At 68.4% G+C, this 15129-nt stretch carries 14 protein-coding genes; 6 read left to right on the top strand and 8 right to left on the bottom strand.

The genetic code is table 11. The annotated features are described in order from the left end of the window. Nucleotides 1-3: 3 nt before the first annotated feature. From ACEN96_RS25040 to ACEN96_RS25030, 3 genes are all read right to left on the bottom strand, one after another. Nucleotides 4-426 (bottom strand): SRPBCC family protein, encoded by a 423-nt coding sequence (locus ACEN96_RS25040; RefSeq protein WP_495585726.1) that lies wholly within the window; start codon nt 424-426, stop codon nt 4-6. A 55-nt stretch (nt 427-481) separates the two neighbouring features. Next, the gene (locus tag ACEN96_RS25035; RefSeq protein WP_495585725.1) at nt 482-934 is read right to left on the bottom strand and encodes a GFA family protein; all 453 of its coding nucleotides are present in this window, start codon (nt 932-934) and stop codon (nt 482-484) included. Between the two features lie 66 nt (nt 935-1000). Next, complete coding sequence (locus ACEN96_RS25030) at nt 1001-1402, bottom strand: RidA family protein (RefSeq protein WP_495585724.1); 402 nt, start codon at nt 1400-1402, stop codon at nt 1001-1003. 123 nt (nt 1403-1525) lie between these two features. Here ACEN96_RS25030 and ACEN96_RS25025 point away from each other — a divergent pair, with 123 nt between their 5' ends. Further along, nucleotides 1526-2461 carry a LysR family transcriptional regulator gene (locus ACEN96_RS25025; RefSeq protein WP_495585723.1) on the top strand — a complete coding sequence of 312 codons (936 nt, stop codon included), beginning with the start codon at nt 1526-1528 and terminating at the stop codon, nt 2459-2461. Nucleotide 2462: 1 nt separating this feature from the next. On the opposite strand, the gene ACEN96_RS25020 is transcribed toward ACEN96_RS25025, so the two are convergent. Both ACEN96_RS25020 and ACEN96_RS25015 read right to left on the bottom strand, forming a co-directional pair. After that, a complete protein-coding gene (locus ACEN96_RS25020) occupies nt 2463-4316 on the bottom strand; it encodes a DUF885 domain-containing protein (protein WP_495585722.1) in 1854 nt (617 codons plus the stop codon). 331 nt (nt 4317-4647) lie between these two features. Further along, complete coding sequence (locus ACEN96_RS25015) at nt 4648-5826, bottom strand: BaiN/RdsA family NAD(P)/FAD-dependent oxidoreductase (protein ID WP_495585721.1); 1179 nt, start codon at nt 5824-5826, stop codon at nt 4648-4650. 237 nt (nt 5827-6063) lie between these two features. Between ACEN96_RS25015 and ACEN96_RS25010 the strand changes: the two genes are divergently transcribed. The 4 genes from ACEN96_RS25010 to ACEN96_RS24995 all read left to right on the top strand — a co-directional run bounded on the left by ACEN96_RS25010 (nt 6064) and on the right by ACEN96_RS24995 (nt 11584). Further along, a complete protein-coding gene (locus ACEN96_RS25010) occupies nt 6064-6744 on the top strand; it encodes a lysozyme inhibitor LprI family protein (protein ID WP_495585720.1) in 681 nt (226 codons plus the stop codon). Between the two features lie 72 nt (nt 6745-6816). Continuing rightward, a complete protein-coding gene (locus ACEN96_RS25005; protein WP_495585719.1) occupies nt 6817-7491 on the top strand; it encodes a YitT family protein in 675 nt (224 codons plus the stop codon). A gap of 433 nt (nt 7492-7924) precedes the next feature. Further along, a complete protein-coding gene (locus tag ACEN96_RS25000; RefSeq protein WP_495585718.1) occupies nt 7925-10681 on the top strand; it encodes a TonB-dependent receptor plug domain-containing protein in 2757 nt (918 codons plus the stop codon). A gap of 72 nt (nt 10682-10753) precedes the next feature. After that, nucleotides 10754-11584, top strand: a complete 831-nt coding sequence (locus tag ACEN96_RS24995) for a DUF6502 family protein (RefSeq protein WP_495585717.1) — start codon at nt 10754-10756, stop codon at nt 11582-11584. Between the two features lie 5 nt (nt 11585-11589). Here ACEN96_RS24995 and ACEN96_RS24990 read toward each other — a convergent pair whose 3' ends face one another. The 3 genes from ACEN96_RS24990 to ACEN96_RS24980 all read right to left on the bottom strand — a co-directional run bounded on the left by ACEN96_RS24990 (nt 11590) and on the right by ACEN96_RS24980 (nt 14000). Continuing rightward, complete coding sequence (locus tag ACEN96_RS24990) at nt 11590-12432, bottom strand: hypothetical protein (RefSeq protein WP_495585716.1); 843 nt, start codon at nt 12430-12432, stop codon at nt 11590-11592. After that, nucleotides 12429-13088 carry a peroxiredoxin gene (locus tag ACEN96_RS24985; RefSeq protein ID WP_495585715.1) on the bottom strand — a complete coding sequence of 220 codons (660 nt, stop codon included), beginning with the start codon at nt 13086-13088 and terminating at the stop codon, nt 12429-12431. Before ACEN96_RS24985 ends, ACEN96_RS24990 begins: the two co-directional genes overlap by 4 nt. Nucleotides 13089-13328: 240 nt before the next feature. Further along, nucleotides 13329-14000: a PA4824 family protein gene (locus ACEN96_RS24980; RefSeq protein WP_495585714.1), complete on the bottom strand. Its 672-nt coding sequence runs from the start codon at nt 13998-14000 to the stop codon at nt 13329-13331. Between the two features lie 266 nt (nt 14001-14266). Between ACEN96_RS24980 and ACEN96_RS24975 the strand changes: the two genes are divergently transcribed. Beyond that, nucleotides 14267-14989, top strand: a complete 723-nt coding sequence (locus ACEN96_RS24975) for an NYN domain-containing protein (protein WP_495585713.1) — start codon at nt 14267-14269, stop codon at nt 14987-14989. The last annotated feature ends 140 nt before the right edge of the window (nt 14990-15129 follow it).

Raw genomic sequence — 15129 nt, 5'->3', positions numbered from 1 at the left:
GTCTCAGGCGATGGCGGCTTCGGCGAGGTATTGATCGAGCCCTTCCAGCACGCTGGGGAAATCCGCACTGACGGCTTCGCCCACTTCGCGCGCTTGCGGTCCCTGCACGCTGATGGTGTAGACGACGCGGCTGCGACGATCCTCGAGGGCTTCGATGCGGTGCTCGACCCGCACGACGATATCGCCCAGGCGGCTTTCGTCGATGAAGTGCTGACACGTGGAGACTGAGACGAGCAGGCTGTCGATGCTGTCGCCATCGGGCATCTCCATCGTGAAGCGTCCGCCGGTGGCGAAGGCGCTGTCCCGATGGATCTCCTTCACTCCCGCGTTCCAGCGCTTCCAGTTGGCGGTGTCCGCGAATGCCGACCAGATCGCCTCGGGCGTGGCGGCGATGTCGCGGCTGTACGAGTGGTTCCAGGTATTCAAATCGATCTCCCGCTATTGATAAGTGGACTTATCGTATGCGGGCTTATTGAATCGATCAACCGCCGCCGGATGGGCTGCTGCCATTTTCTGGCGTGGAATCCGGCGGCTCGTTCCTGGCGTCCTCGAACCGGCTGAGGCCCTCTCGGTCGCGCTCGTAATGCCTGGTGAGCGGGAATGGCGGCAGCCAGGCCTCGCGCCGGATCGTCCACAGCTCATACGTGGGCTGCAGTTGATCCGGCGCGTCGAGCGCCCCGAGGTTCACCTCGATCTCGTCCCCGCTGCGCCCGAACACGGAGGACCCGCAGCGCGGGCAGAAGTGGCGGCCGCGGTACGCGCGCGTGTCGCCCTCGATGGACACCGCGTTCTCGGGAAAGATGCCCGATGCATGGAACAGCGCGCCGTGATGCTTGCGGCAGTCGAGGCAATGACAGACGCCGACGCGATACGGCCGGCCCGTGGCCACGAGCCTCACGGCGCCACAAAGGCAGCCGCCGGTGAATCGATCCATGGTGACCTCCGTTCGGACTTGGGGCATGCCGCGTGCCGGGCCTGCGATGGGTCAGGGAGCCGACGTTCAGCCCTGTCCCTCCGGCAACTTCGCAATCACCTTGATCTCGAAGTCGAAGCCGTAGAGCCAGGTGACGCCGATGCCGGTGAGTGTCGGATGCGGCGCCTCGCCCCAGAACTCGCCGACGATCGGCCAGATGCGCTCGAAGGTCTTGGCCGGATCGACGAGGAACACCGTCACGTCGACGACATCCTCGAAGCGGCAGCCCGCCGCGGCGAGGATCGCGTTGAGATTCTGGAAGGCCAGGCGCACTTGCGCCTCAAGATCCGGCTCGGAAGAGCCGTCGGGCCGGCTGCCAACCTGCCCCGAGACGAAGAGGAAGCCGTTGGAGCGGATCGCCGGTGAGTAGCGGTTGCGCTCGTACAGCGCCTGGCGGCCGGGAGGGAAGACGACATCGCGTGCGGACATGGGGATTCCTTGAAGTCAGCGTGAATCGGGAAACGATGCAGGGACTTTAGGAAGCGGTAGTCCGGCGATAAACAGGCAGGTCGCACAATGACTGTTTGGAGTTCCCAAACAATCCCAGGCAGCATGGACCGATTCGATGCCTTGCAGGCCTTCGCGCGCGTGGTGGAGGCGGGCAGCTTCACCAAGGCGGCGCAGACGCTGCACATGAGCAAGACCACGGTGACGCAGCTGGTGCAGCAGCTCGAGGCGCGGCTGCGCGTGCAGCTGCTGCATCGCACGACGCGCCAGGTGCGGGTCACGCCGGACGGTGCCGCGTACTACGAGCGCGTCGTGCGCGTGCTGGCCGAGCTCGACGACGCGGACACCGCGCTGTCGAGCGCGACCGCGTCGCCTCGCGGCCGGCTTCGCATCGATGTGCCGACCCCCTTCGCGCGGATGATCCTGATGCCGGCGCTGCCGGCCTTCCATGCGCGCCATCCGGAGATCCAGATCGACATGGGCGTCAGCGACCGCATCGTCGACGTGATTGGCGACAACGTCGATGCGGTGCTGCGTGGGGGCGAGGTGACGGTGCCCTCGCTGATCGCGCGGCGGATCGGCGACCTGCCGCTCGGCGTCTATGCCGCGCCGGCCTACCTCGACGCCGCCGGCATTCCCGCGCATCCGCGCGAGATCGACAGCCCCGCGCATCGCATCGTCGGCTTCCTGCGCTCGAGCACCGGCAAGGTCGCACCGGTGCCCATGCGCCGCGGCGAGGAGACCATCAACGTGCGAGGCCGCTACGTCGTGGCCGCGGACGATGGCAACGCCTATCTGGCGGCCGGGCTCGCCGGTCTGGGCGTGCTCTGGCTGCCGCGCTACATGGCGGAGCCGCACGTGGCGCGCGACGAGCTCAGGCCGCTGCTCGAGGACTGGTCGCTGGACGCGATGCCGATGTACCTGGCCTATCCGCCCAATCGCAAGGTCAGCGCGAAGCTGCGTGTGTTCATCGAATGGATCGAGGAACTGATGGCGCGGCATGCGCCGCTCCGTCCGTCCCCCGACGCCACCCTCAGCTGACTCAAGGCGCCGCGTTCGCCGCGCCAGTGCCTGCATTGCGGCGGCTGTCCACCCAGTCGTCGACGACCTGTCCGAGCACCGTCAGCGGCACGTCGCCGGTCAGCAGCACGACGTTGTGGAACTGGCGGATGTCGAAGCGGTCGCCGAGCCGCGCGCGCGCCTGGTCGCGCAGCGCCTCGATGCGGAGCCGGCCCAGCATGTAGGCGCAGGCCTGGCCCGGCCAGACGATGTAGCGGTCGACCTCCTGCGGGCTGATGCCGTAGTCGATCGCCTGCTGGCGAGTCCACTTCATCGCATGCAGGCCGGTGTCGACGACCAGCCGCCGCGCGCGGAACAGTGCGCCGTAGAGCTGGCCGAGATGCCCGACCGGATCGCCCTCGTACCAGCCGTTCTCGACCGCCAGCTGCTCGGCGTAGAGCGCCCAGCCCTCGACATAGGCCGAGCCCGCCATGTAGGCGTAGCGGCGGCGGAAGTAGGGCAGCTGCTTGGCCTCCATCTGGATCGCGAGCTGGAAGTGGTGGCCGGGCACGGCCTCGTGATGGACCAGCGTGCGCATGTCCGCGATGTCATAGGTCGGTCCCGCCAGCGGCGCCCAGAACACGCCGGGCTTGGAGCCGTCGGGAGCGGGCGTCGTGTAGTGCGCGGCGGCGGTGGGCTCGGTCAGCGCGGGCTCGCGGCGCACCTCGACCGGCGCCTTCGGCAGCACGTCGAACAGCGGCTTGGCGCGGGCCTCGGCATCGCGCAGGTAGCGGGTGTAGCGGTCCAGCAGCTCCACCTGCGGCGCGGCGTCCTTGGGCTGGCGGTCGGCGTCCATCTTGCGGAAACGCTGCTCGATGGTGCCGTCGGTGTAGCCGAGCTGGCGCAGCAGGCCGTCCATCTCGGCCTCGATGCGGGCGACCTGCTTCAGGCCGATCGCGTGGATCTCGGCGGGCGTGAGGTCGGTCGTCGTGTTGGCGCGCAGCCGCGCGGCGTAGAACTTGTCGCCATCCGGCAGATGCCAGACGCCGGCGTCGTCGGTGGTCAGCGGCAGTTGCGCGCGCATCAGCGCGAGACCGCGCTTCCACGCCGGCACGATGGACCTGGTGACCAGCGCCTCGGCCTGCGCGCGGGCGCGCTGCTTCGCTTGCGCGTCCATCCCGTCGACATGGGCCATGCGCTCGGTCAGCGACAGCACCAGCGGATTGCTTGCCGGCGGCGCGCCGACGAACTGCTCGATCTGGCCGATCACCGTCGCGGTGATGAAGCGCGGCATCAGCACGCCCTTGGCCTGCGCGGCGCGGGCGCGGGCGATGCCCTGGTCCATCAGCGCGGGCAGGCCCGCCATGCGCTTGAGATAGCTCTGCACGTCGGCCGCGTTGCGCAGCGGATGCTCCTGGACCAGGAAGGTCACCGGACCGACGTGGACGCCGGACATGTGCTCGAACACGTACTGCTGGTCGAGGAAGTCGGCGCTCGCGATGCTCTGGCGCATCGACCAGTCCATCAACGCGGCGGACACGCGCTGGGTGGGGGTGAGCGCGTCGCGTTTGAAGCGTCCGAGTTCCGCGAGCGCCTGCCGGTCGCGTGCGATGGCCGCGAGCTGGTCGCGTTTGGAGAGGGGATCCCACAGGCCGTCGAGGCGGGCTTGGGTGTCGCCTTCGAAGTACTGCATGCGGGTGGCGTGTTCGGGCGCGGCGCGCATGCGCTCGGCGGCGGCGCCGTCGGCCCAGGCGTCGAAGCCGGCGGGGCTGAAGTCGGAAGCGGCGGCCTTGGCGGCGGCGGCGGTGACGGCTGGGGTTGCGGCCGTCGCCGGTGCGACGGCCAACAGGCCGCCCAGCCCTGCGGCCAGCAGGGCGGTTCGGATCGTCTTGCTCATGTGGTCTCCCTGATCGACGAAACGTCGATTGAAACGGCCGCGAGCGTATCCGCCATTCGTCATTCCCTGGCGGATGGGACCCGAGCCGGACGGGGTTTCAGAGCGAGCGATGACGCTGGCGGTGAAGTGTGGTTGTCGAATGGAAATCTTGCGTGCGCTTCGGGGCCTCGCTAGACTTCGCGCCTCAAGATCTACCTGGGCGGAGTGTGATGGGTAGAGCCGCCCGAGCAATCGGGTCCCAGCTGGAATGGGAGTTCGCCTCACGGCGATAGAGAACCCCGCATCGCGGCGGCCCCTTCGGGGGCCGTCTGTCTTTCCGGCGTCGAGCCGCTCAGACGAACTGCGCCGCCGCGTGCGCCGACGCCCAGGCCCACTGGAAGTTGAAGCCGCCGAGATGGCCGGTCACGTCGAGCACCTCGCCGATGAAATACAGCCCCGGCGACTTCAGCGATTCCATCGTCTTCGACGACACCTCCTTGGTGTCCACCCCGCCCAGCGTGACTTCCGCCGTCCGGTAGCCCTCGGTGCCCGCCGGCACGACCTGCCAGGCGCCGAGCTTCGCCGCGATCTGCTCCAGCTCCGCGTGCGTGTACTGCTTGATCGGCTTGGAGACGAACCACTGCTCGCCGATCAGCGTCGCCATCTTCTTCGTGAACAGCTCGGCCAGCAGCGTCTTGAGCTCGGCGTTGGGCCGGTCGTTGCGCTGGCGCGCGAGCCAGTCCGGGATGTCGAGGTCGGGCAGCAGGTTGATTTCGACCGCCTGGCCGGGCAGCCAGTACGACGAGATCTGCAGGATCGCCGGGCCGCTGAGTCCGCGATGCGTGAACAGGATGTTCTCGCGGAAACTCTTGCCGTTGCAGCTGACGAGGCAGTCGACCGAGGTGCCGCTCAGCTCGTTGCAGAGGTCCTTCAGCTGGTCGGTGATCGTGAACGGCACCAGCCCCGCGCGCGTCGGCAGCAGGTGGTGGCCGAACTGTTTCGCGACCTGGTAGCCGAAGCCGGTGGCGCCCATCGACGGGATCGACAGCCCGCCGGTGGCGATCACCAGCGACTGGCAGCGCATCGGGCCGGCGGAGGTCGCGAGGGCGTAGCCCTCATCCGTCTTCTCGATCGTTTCGACCGAGGTCTCGAGCATCGGCGTCACGCCGACGGCGGCGCATTCGGCGAGCAGCATGCGCAGGATGTCGATGGACTTGTTGTCGCAGAACAGCTGGCCGAGCTTCTTCTCGTGATACGGGATGTTGTGCTTGCTGACCAGCGCGATGAAGTCCCACTGCGTGAAGCGCGCCAGCGCCGACTTGCAGAAGTGCGGGTTCTGCGAGAGGAAGTTGGCCGGCTCGGTGTAGAGGTTGGTGAAGTTGCAGTTGCCGCCGCCGGACATGAGGATCTTCTTGCCGGCCTTGTTGGCGTGGTCGAGCAGCAGGACGCGCCGGCCGCGCTGCGCCGCCAGCGCCGCGCACAACAGCCCCGCGGCGCCCGCGCCCACGATCACGACATCGGTGTCCCGCACTTCCCGCGTGTCCTGCACAACTGCTTCCCTTCGATCTTGCTTCGATTGCCTGCCCAGCCGCTGCGGCGGGCGCGGGAGCTTAACGCATGAGCCGCGCCGGCTCGGGCGGCGGCCTGTCCGATACGCGCGCGCCGTGCGAGAAGTCCGCACGCTAACGTCATCTTGACGCCCGCTCGCGTACCCTCCGCGCCGATCCGGCCGGGCGCGAGGCCCCGGCCGTCACGAGGGAGTACATCGATGAGGAATGAGGCACCGGCCCCGCGCCGGACATGGGTGCGGCCGATCTGGATCGCCCTGGCGCTGGCCGCGCCGCTCTGGGCGAGCGCGGCCAGCTTCGACTGCAAGCAGGCTTCAACCCGCGTGGAGCACCTGATCTGCGACGACCGCGCGCTGTCGCAGATGGATGACGAGCTCGGCGAGGTCTTCCAGCCCGCCGCCGACCTGCCGGCCAACGACCCGGTACGCGTCGCGCAGCGCGCCTGGGTGACCAGGCGCAACGCCTGCAACGGCGCCGATTGCGTGAAGCAGCAGTACGAGTTGCGCTTGTCCCAGCTGTACTGCGACGACAAGTTCTCCAGCCAGTCGCTCGGCTCGGGCATCGGCAACGCGAAGTGCCAGTACATGAAGGTCGCCGTGCTCGAGCGCGAATGGGCCCCGCTGGTCATCCGCCATGCCGACCTGCTGGCCGAGAACACCACCTCCCCCGACTACACCCGCGAGGCCGCGCTCAAGCTCAACCGCGTCTGGCGCGAGTACGCCAACGCGCAATGCGAGCTCCACGGCGCGACGGAAGGCGGCTCAAGCGCGTGGATGTCCGCCTGGACCGGCACCTGCCTCGTCGACGAACTGCACAAGCGCATCGCGTGGCTTCACAAGGAACTCGGCGACGGCGCGCCGAAGACCAAGGCCAAGCGCTGAGCCGGACGCGCCGCTGACCCCGCCCGGCAGTGCTGCGACACTTCCGGGCATGTTTCCTGCTGCGAGTTCGGCATGACCGCCGCCCCTTCCGATCCGACGCCGCCCGCCGCGCCGGCCGGCACCCCCGATGGCGAGCCGCTCGCCGACCTGGCCATCCGCTCGCACTCGGCCTTCGAGGACGCGCAGGCGATCTTCACCGGGACGCTGTTCGTATCGCTGGCGCTGATCCTGTTCGCCCAGGTGGGGCTGCTGACCGGCGGCACCGCGGGCGCCGCCTTCGTGCTGCACTACGCCACCGGCGTGAGCCTGGGCAAGCTGTTCTTCCTGATCAACCTGCCGTTCTACTGGTTCGCATGGACCCGCATGGGCCGCGAGTTCACGCTGAAGACCTTCATCTCGATCGCGTTCCTGTCGGTGGTGACCGAGTTCTCGCCCAAGCTGTTCGCCATCGACCGCATCCATCCGGCCTATGCGGCCATCCTTGGCGGCCTGCTGCTCGGATCGGGCTGCCTGTTCCTGGCGCGGCATCGCGCCAGCCTCGGCGGCGCGACCATCGTCTCCCTCTACCTGCAGAAGGCCAAGGGCTGGCGCGCCGGCAAGGTGCAGATGGGCATGGACTGCGCCATCGTGCTGCTCGCGCTCACGGTCGTGGAGCCGGAGCGGGTCGCGTACTCCGTGCTCGCGGCCGTCGTGATGAACCTCTTCATCGCGGTCAACCACAAGCCGGGGCGTTACGCCGTGCTCTAGGTCCGGCGACGGACCGTCGCCGTCCCGCCGCGGACGCGTCGTCCTGATGTGGCGCTGCGCCAACATTGTGGACATTTCGATTCACAAGAAGCCATCCTCTCCCTGACGCGGAGAGCGCGCGCCCTCATGGGCCTTTCGCGCGCCGTGCGAGGGCGCAATCGCCGCCGCGTGCACCAGCGGTGGGCGATTCCATCGCCCGAACGCCGATGGAATCGCCCGAGATGGGGAAGTTCCAACGGCATCCCAACACCGCGGATCGATCGCTCCGCACCGGCCACGGCCTGGCTCCGGTCGTCTCAGGGTTCCTACGACGAACTCGACGAGGGTGTTCGTCTCACACTTTGTGCGTGGGTAATTTGTCTCACAAATCCGTCGCCGTGCCGGCGACTCGCGGCCCCCTCAGCACAGGCGCCCTCAGGGCGGAGACAGCATCATGACCAGCGACTCCCTTCATCGCTTGATTCCCCGGCAACTCGCCCTGGCCGCAGCCCTGTGCTGTGGCGGCGGGCTCGGCGGCACGGCCCTGGCCCAGGACAAGCCGGCCGACCCGTCCGTCCTGGAACGCATCACTGTCACCGGCTCCAACATCCGGCAACTGGACCTCGAGACGGCGCTGCCGCTGCAGGTGATCAGCGCGGAGGACATCCGGCGCAGCGGCAAGACCTCGGTGACGGAGGTGCTGCAGTCCTTGTCGGCCAGCGGGCCGAACGGCCTGACCGACTCGGGCTCCTTCAGCAGCTTCGCCTATGGCGCATCGGGCGTATCGCTGCGCGGACTGGGACCGACGGCCACGCTGATCCTGATCAACAGCCGCCGCGTCGTGCCCTACAGCGTGCCGGACATCAACAACGGCCTGACCAACTTCGTGAACGTCGACGCCATCCCGCTGGCCGCGATCAAGCGCGTCGAGGTGCTCAAGGACGGCGCCTCGGCGATCTACGGCTCGGACGCAATGGCCGGCGTCATCAACATCATCCTGCGGGACGATTACCAGGGGGCCGTGGTCGAGGCCAACGCGCGGCGCAGCACCGAGGGCGGCTTCGGCACCCAATGGGCCGGCGTGACCGCCGGGCGCGGCGACCTGCAGCGCGACGGCTGGAACTGGCTGGCCGCCGTCGACGTCTTCCATCGCGACGAGGTGATGTTGCGCGACGTCGCCGACCGCGTGATCGACCCCCGCCATCGCGACAGCAGCTTCTATTACACCGGCCGGCCCGGCAACAACCGGTTCACGCCCACGCCGAACTACTACCGCGGCGTCTCGGTCGATCCGGCCTCGGGCGCCTCCTTCGTCAGCACGCGCAGCGGACAGGCATCGCCGAACTGCCCCGCCGACCAGCGCTGGGCCTTCAACGGCAACTTCACGCCCGCGCTGAACCTGTGCGGCTACAGCTACTGGAACGACGCCGCGCAGTACTTCTCTCCGCAGCAGCGTCAGAGCCTGTTCAGCCGCGGGGAGATGCTGCTCGGCGGCGGCGTGTCGGTGTTCGGCGAACTCGCCCTGTCGCGGCTCACCAACCGCCAGCGCGACTGGCCGGTGCCTTTCGGCGCCGGGCTGGGCGCCACGCCGGACGGCCGCGATGGCGGCGTCGCCTACGTGCCGCAGTTCCTGCCCGCGGGCCATCCCAACAATCCGTTCCCCAACCAGCCGGCGGGCATCACCTACCTGTTCTCCGACGTGGGCATGCAGGGCACGGACGTCACCAACAACACCGGCCGGGTACTGGTGGGCGCGCGCGGCAGCGTCCACGACTGGACCTGGGAGACCGCGCTGATGCATGCGCAGGACACCACCGAGGTCTCCTATCGCAACCGCGTCAGCCTGCCGGTGCTGCGTGACGCGGTGCTGGCCGGCACCTACAACTTCGAGCAGCCGTCCGCCGGACCGGTCACCGCCGACCAGCTGCGCATCAATCCCATCGACCATGGCCGAGCGTCGTTCACCCTCGTCGATGCGAAGCTCAGCGGCGAGTTCGGCCAGTTGCCCGGCGGGCCGATCGGATTCGCCGCCGGTCTGGAGGCCCGGCATGAGCAGCGCGCCTATCACCCCGATGACCGCATCTACTCCGGCGAGGTCTACCTGCAGGTGGCCGGCCGGACCGAGGGCAGCCGCAACGTGATGTCGGCCTTCAGCGAACTGGGCCTGCCGTTGACGAAATCCCTGCAGGCGCAGCTGGCGTTGCGCGCCGACCATTACTCGGACTACGGCTCGTCCGTCACGCCCAAGGCGGCCCTGGCCTGGACGCCGGTGAGCAGCGTGAAGCTGCGCGGCAGCGTGTCGCAGGGCTTCCGGGCGCCTTCGCTCAACGAAGCGGCCAGCTCCGACACACCGCTGTTCTCCAGCGTGGGCTTCGACCCCAAGCGCTGCGGGCAGTTCAACATCGACTGCGACGGCTACAACAACAGCGGCGTGGTGCAGGCCAACCACAACCTCAAGCCGGAGCGCTCGACGGCCTACGGCCTGGGCCTGGTGGTGGAGCCGATGAAGGCGCTGACGCTGACGCTGGACTACTGGGAGTTCCGGCGCCGCAACGAGATCACCTTCGTCGACCAGCAGCTGCTGATCGACAACGAGGACAGCAGCGATCCGCTCTACGCCGGCCGTGTCCACCGCCTGCCCGCCGACACCGACAGCGTGCCCGGCCAGAGCATCCCGGGCCGCATCACGACGGTGGACCAGCTCTACATGAACCGGGGCCGCACCGAAGTGCGCGGCGTCGACGTCGGCGCCAAGGCGACCTTGCCGCTGCCCGGCACCGCGCCGCTGCGGGTCTCGCTGAACGCGACCTATGTCGACCGCTTCCGCGTGCGCAACACCGACGACCAGCCGTGGATCGTCATGACCGGCAGCCTGGGCAATCCGCGCGTGCGGGGCACGCTGACCTTCGGCTGGTCGCCGGGGGCCTGGGACCTGAACGCCGCGGTCAATCACGTGGGCGGTTTCCGGGCGACCAACGCGCAGCAGGACTGCACCGGCACCGCGTTCCTGGGCGTGTGCGACATCGCGTCCTACACCACGCTCGACCTGGGCGCCGCCTACCACTGGACCAAGGCGCTGACGCTGCGCGGCAACCTGATCAACGCGGCCGACACGCGCATGCCGTTCACGCCGACGATGCCGCTGGGCAATCGCAACTGGTACTCTCCGGCGGGCCGCCTGCTGTCCATGGCGGCGAGCTACGAGTTCTGATCCGGCGACGCGAAGCCGGACCGGGCTCGACAATGCGGCGCCCCCGTCGGGGCGCCGCGTCATCTCATCATCATGCCCTTCGACTTCTCGCCCCTGCTGCGCTACCTGCTGCGGCGCCTGATCCGCATCGCCATCTCCAGCGGCATCACCTACCAGGCGTTCTGCAAGCTGGCGCGATCCGTCTACTTCGAAATGGCCTCGGAGTTCGAGCCGGTCAAGGGCAAGCCCAACTCGGACAGCCGGGTGAGCCTGCTCACCGGCCTGCCGCGCCGTGACGTGCGCGCGCTGCGGGAGAGCTTCGACACGCCGGTCGCGCCGCGGCCCAACATCGAGCGACTGGTGCTGGACGCCTGGTCCTCGTCGCTGGAGCTGCTCGACGCCAACGGCCGCATGCTGCCGCTGCCGCGGACGCAGCGGCAAGGCGGCGCGCGTTCCTTCGAGGCGCTGGTGGAGAGCGTCAGCAAGGACTTCCGCGCGCGTTCGCTGCTGGATGAATGGCTGCGCAAGGGCTTCGTCGTGCTGGACGAGCAGGACCGTGTCGTGCCCGTGCAGCGGCGCTCGACCGGCGTGGTCGAGGGCGCCGCCGGCACCGGCCTGCTGCTGGGCGAGATGGTCTCGGACCTGCTCAACGGCTTCGAGCGGGTCTATCTGCATGAGCAGGCGGTGCCGGGCTTCGGTTTCCACGTGGTCTACGGCCATGGGCTCAGCGACGAGTCGGCCCAGCTGATCTGCGCGGCCGCGCAGACCGAGGGCGTGCAGCTCATGAACCGGCTGAACCGGCTGGTGGTCGAGCGGGAGGCGCTCGACGCGCCGCGCGGCGATGCGACGCGGCGGGTGATGATCGGCCTTGGCAGCTACCAGGCCGACGGCGCGGACGACCCGGGGCTGATGACGCCGGGCTAGGCGCGTCATCCGCCGGCTGGCGGGTGCGCCTTCCTGACCTGATCCACCCAGGCGGCGGCGAGCGCTGCTGCCTCGCGCTGCTCCTGACCCGTGAGCGGCGGATTGTCGCCATCAATGGCCGGAAGAATGATCGGGGCCAGCGTCTCGTAAGCGATTCGATAAGCGTGCGCCTCGACCTTCGAGAGACCCAGCGCCTGGCCGCGGAGGCCGAGCGTGCGCGCGGAGTAGGGATCGCCGTCCAGGAAGTCCCCTCGCAGCGCGTCGATCAGCGGCTGGCGCATCGGCTCCGGCGGGTCGAAGTGGACGGCCTCGCCGTAGATCGTCCCGACGCCCTTCGCGCCGCCGGCGACGGCTCGCTCGGCGAGCTCCTTCGCCCGCGACTTCATGTCGTCGGTCAGGGACTGACATCGGCGGCCGCGTTGATCGGTCTCGTCGATCACCCGGTTGGCGATCCGCTCGTCCATCTGCCCTGCCGATTTCAAGGTCTCGATCGAGGTGCGCGTGAGGTCGACCACGCCGCAGTTGGAGATCAGCTGAGCGGCCCGGCCCGCTTGCTGCGCCGTCCCGCCATTGAGCGCGGCGAGCACGAACTGGCCGTAGTCCGCGATCGCGGCCTCGGCGCCGACACCCGCTGGCGCCGACGCTGGGACCCGGGCTGTGGAGGCCGCTCCGGCAGGCATCGCGATGGGGATGCCGGACGCCGTGAGGGCCGGTCCCGCCGCGTCTGGAGACATCCGAGTCGCGAGCGTCGCCCGCTCGCCGCCGGCGGGTCGGGTCCAGACGTAGGCGATCGCCGCCGCGGCGATCAACGAACCGGCGATGAACGCCGCGCGGCGGGCAGGGATCACTTCGGCTGCTTGACGATGCGCAGATAGGGCTTGGGCGCCTTCCAGCCTTCGGGATAGATCGTCTTGGCTTCGTCGTCCGAGACCGAGCCCGCGATGATCACGTCGTCGCCGTGCTTCCAGTTCACCGGCGTCGCGACGCGGTGCTTGGCGGTGAGCTGCATCGAGTCCAGCACGCGCAGGATCTCGTCGAAGTTGCGGCCCGTCGTCATCGGATAGGTCAGCATCAGCTTGATCTTCTTGTCCGGGCCGATGATGAACACCGAGCGCACCGTCGCGTTGGTCGCCGCGGTGCGGCCGTCGGAAGTGCCCGCCTCGTCGGCCGGCAGCATGTTGTAGAGCTTGGCGACCTTCAGGTCGGTGTCGCCGATCATCGGGTACTTCACCGCGGCACCCTGGGTCTCCTCGATGTCGGCGGCCCACTTCGAGTGGTTCTCGACCGGATCGATGGACAGGCCGATCAGCTTGGCATTGCGCTTGGTGAATTCCGGCTCGATCTTCGCCATGTAGCCCAACTCGGTCGTGCACACCGGGGTGAAGTCCTTCGGGTGCGAGAACAGGATGGCCCAGCTGTCGCCGATCCAGTCGTGGAAGTCGATCTCCCCGTGCGTGGTCTTGGCGGTGAAATTCGGGGCGGTGTCGTTGATGCGCAGAGACATGGTGGGCTCCAGGTTGAGGGGCCGCCGCCCCGCGCGAGGCGGGGCGGCGTGAAGGCGTGAGGGCGTGAAGGCGTGAAGGCCGGACGATTCTCGTCGTCAATCGGACGCGGAACGGCCGTGAGGCGACATTCTTGTCCTTCAAATCGACGACGCGGAAAGTCTGCACGATGCCCTTGCTCGGGCCGCGACTTTACTCATGCGCCCAACGCATGCCGGACGGGGTGGCGAGCCCCGCGCGGCTCACTGGCCGAAGGTCCAGTTGAGCCCGCCGGTCCACCAGGTTTCGCGAGGCGCCGTGCCGGCGGCGTCGCCGCGCGCGACGCTGAGATCGAGCGACAGGCGCTCGTTGATGTCGTGGCGCAGGCCCAGGCGCTTGAGCGGGCGCGTGCCGTCGTGGAAGACCTCGGCGAGGAGCTGCCAGCCGGCCATCATCTGCCACTCGATGGCCGCGCCGCGCTGGGTGCGATCGGGCGCGCCGCTCGCGAACGTGCGGCCGAGGTTCAGGTGAAAGGCGAGATCGTCGCGCGGCGTCCAGCTCAGCGGCACCAGCAGCGCGCGCTGCGCGCGCGGGGTCTGGTCTTGCCAGCGCAGCGCGCCGGCGAGGCCGATCGACAACCGCGGCTGCAGGTCGGTGGCCCACTTCAGCTGGAAGGCGTGGAGGTGGAGGGCGGAGGCTGAGCGCGTCGTCTCGCGATCGCCATTGATCTCGGCCTCCAGGCCCATGACGTGGCAGCCGACGCCCGCGTGCTGAAGCTGACGGCGGTCGGTGTCCGAGCGTTCGGCCCAGAGCTCGAGCGTGCACTGGCCGGGGACGGCGATGACGGCGTCGTCGACGGCGTGATGGCCGCCGGCGGCAAGGCAGTGGAAGGGAAGCAGCAGGCTGGCCAGGAGAACCAGCAGGAAGAGGGGCATGGGGGGATCTCCTGTGGGGGAGTGTGGTCTCGCAAATGGGACCGGGTGATGACGATGGGGGATGCGAACGATCGCGACGGGTGAGTCGTCGGAAAGGGGCAACAAGTGCCACTCGCGAATGGCCCTGGGTTCATCTGAAAATCGTTCACGAAGTCATCGCGCGCCGATAGACTTCGCTTCCTCGCCCCAGGCTGCCCCCCGTCCTCATCGATCCTGGACGGGCTGTGCCCCTGGGGCGTTATTTCTCCGGTAGTGCAGGAGACGACATGCCAACGGCCATCCTCATTGACGGCGCCTACTTCGTGAAGCGGTTTCGGGGCCTGGATCCCGACAATGCCTTCAATGCGGAGCGTGCTGCGGACTGTGCATTTCGATGGGCGGTGGCCCATCTTGTCGAACATGGCCGGGGCAGGGCTCGACGTGTGAGGGACCTGTTCCGCATCTACTTCTACGACTGCCCGCCGCTGATGAAGCGCCTGCAGAATCCCATCAGTGGGAAGGGCGTCAGTTTCGGAAGCAGTGAGGAAGCGGTCTTTCGCCTGCAGCTCCACGAACGCCTCAAGACCAAGCGCAAGGTCGCGCTGCGTCTCGGGACGTTGGCTTCAGCAAATCCCTGGACGATCAAGCCTCATGTCATCCAATCCCTCTTGAAGGGGCAACTGCGGCTTGAAGATCTGACCGACTCCGACGTGGTACCGGATGTGCGGCAGAAGGGGGTCGACATGAACATCGGCGTCGACATCGTGACGCTCGCGCTTCGCAAACACGTCGACCAGATCGTGCTGGTCGCGGGAGATGCCGACTTTGTGCCGGCAGCCAAGATGGCGCGCCGGGAGGGTATCGACTTCATTCTCGACCCGATGTGGCAGCCCGTCTCCGCAAGTCTGCAGGAGCACATCGACGGTCTCCGCTCCACCGCCAGGCGGCGTCGGCGGCCTGACGAAGAGCCGGCGAGACCGCTGATGAAGCTCGTTGAAGAAGCGGCCTGAGCCGAACGGCCCGGAGTCCGCTGGGAAAGCTATCGCCCCGATAGGCGACGCCTGTTGCTCCGATCTCCTGCCGGGTCCTAGACTCGTCCGCGCTCGCACGTTGCGGACCTGCGGACGGTTCCCCAAGGCTCAACCCAGGA

Source organism: Roseateles sp. Mitsp63, assembly GCF_059491535.1.
The sequence above is the reverse complement of the archived record's forward strand: the minus strand, read 5'-3'. Positions and strand labels throughout refer to the sequence as shown.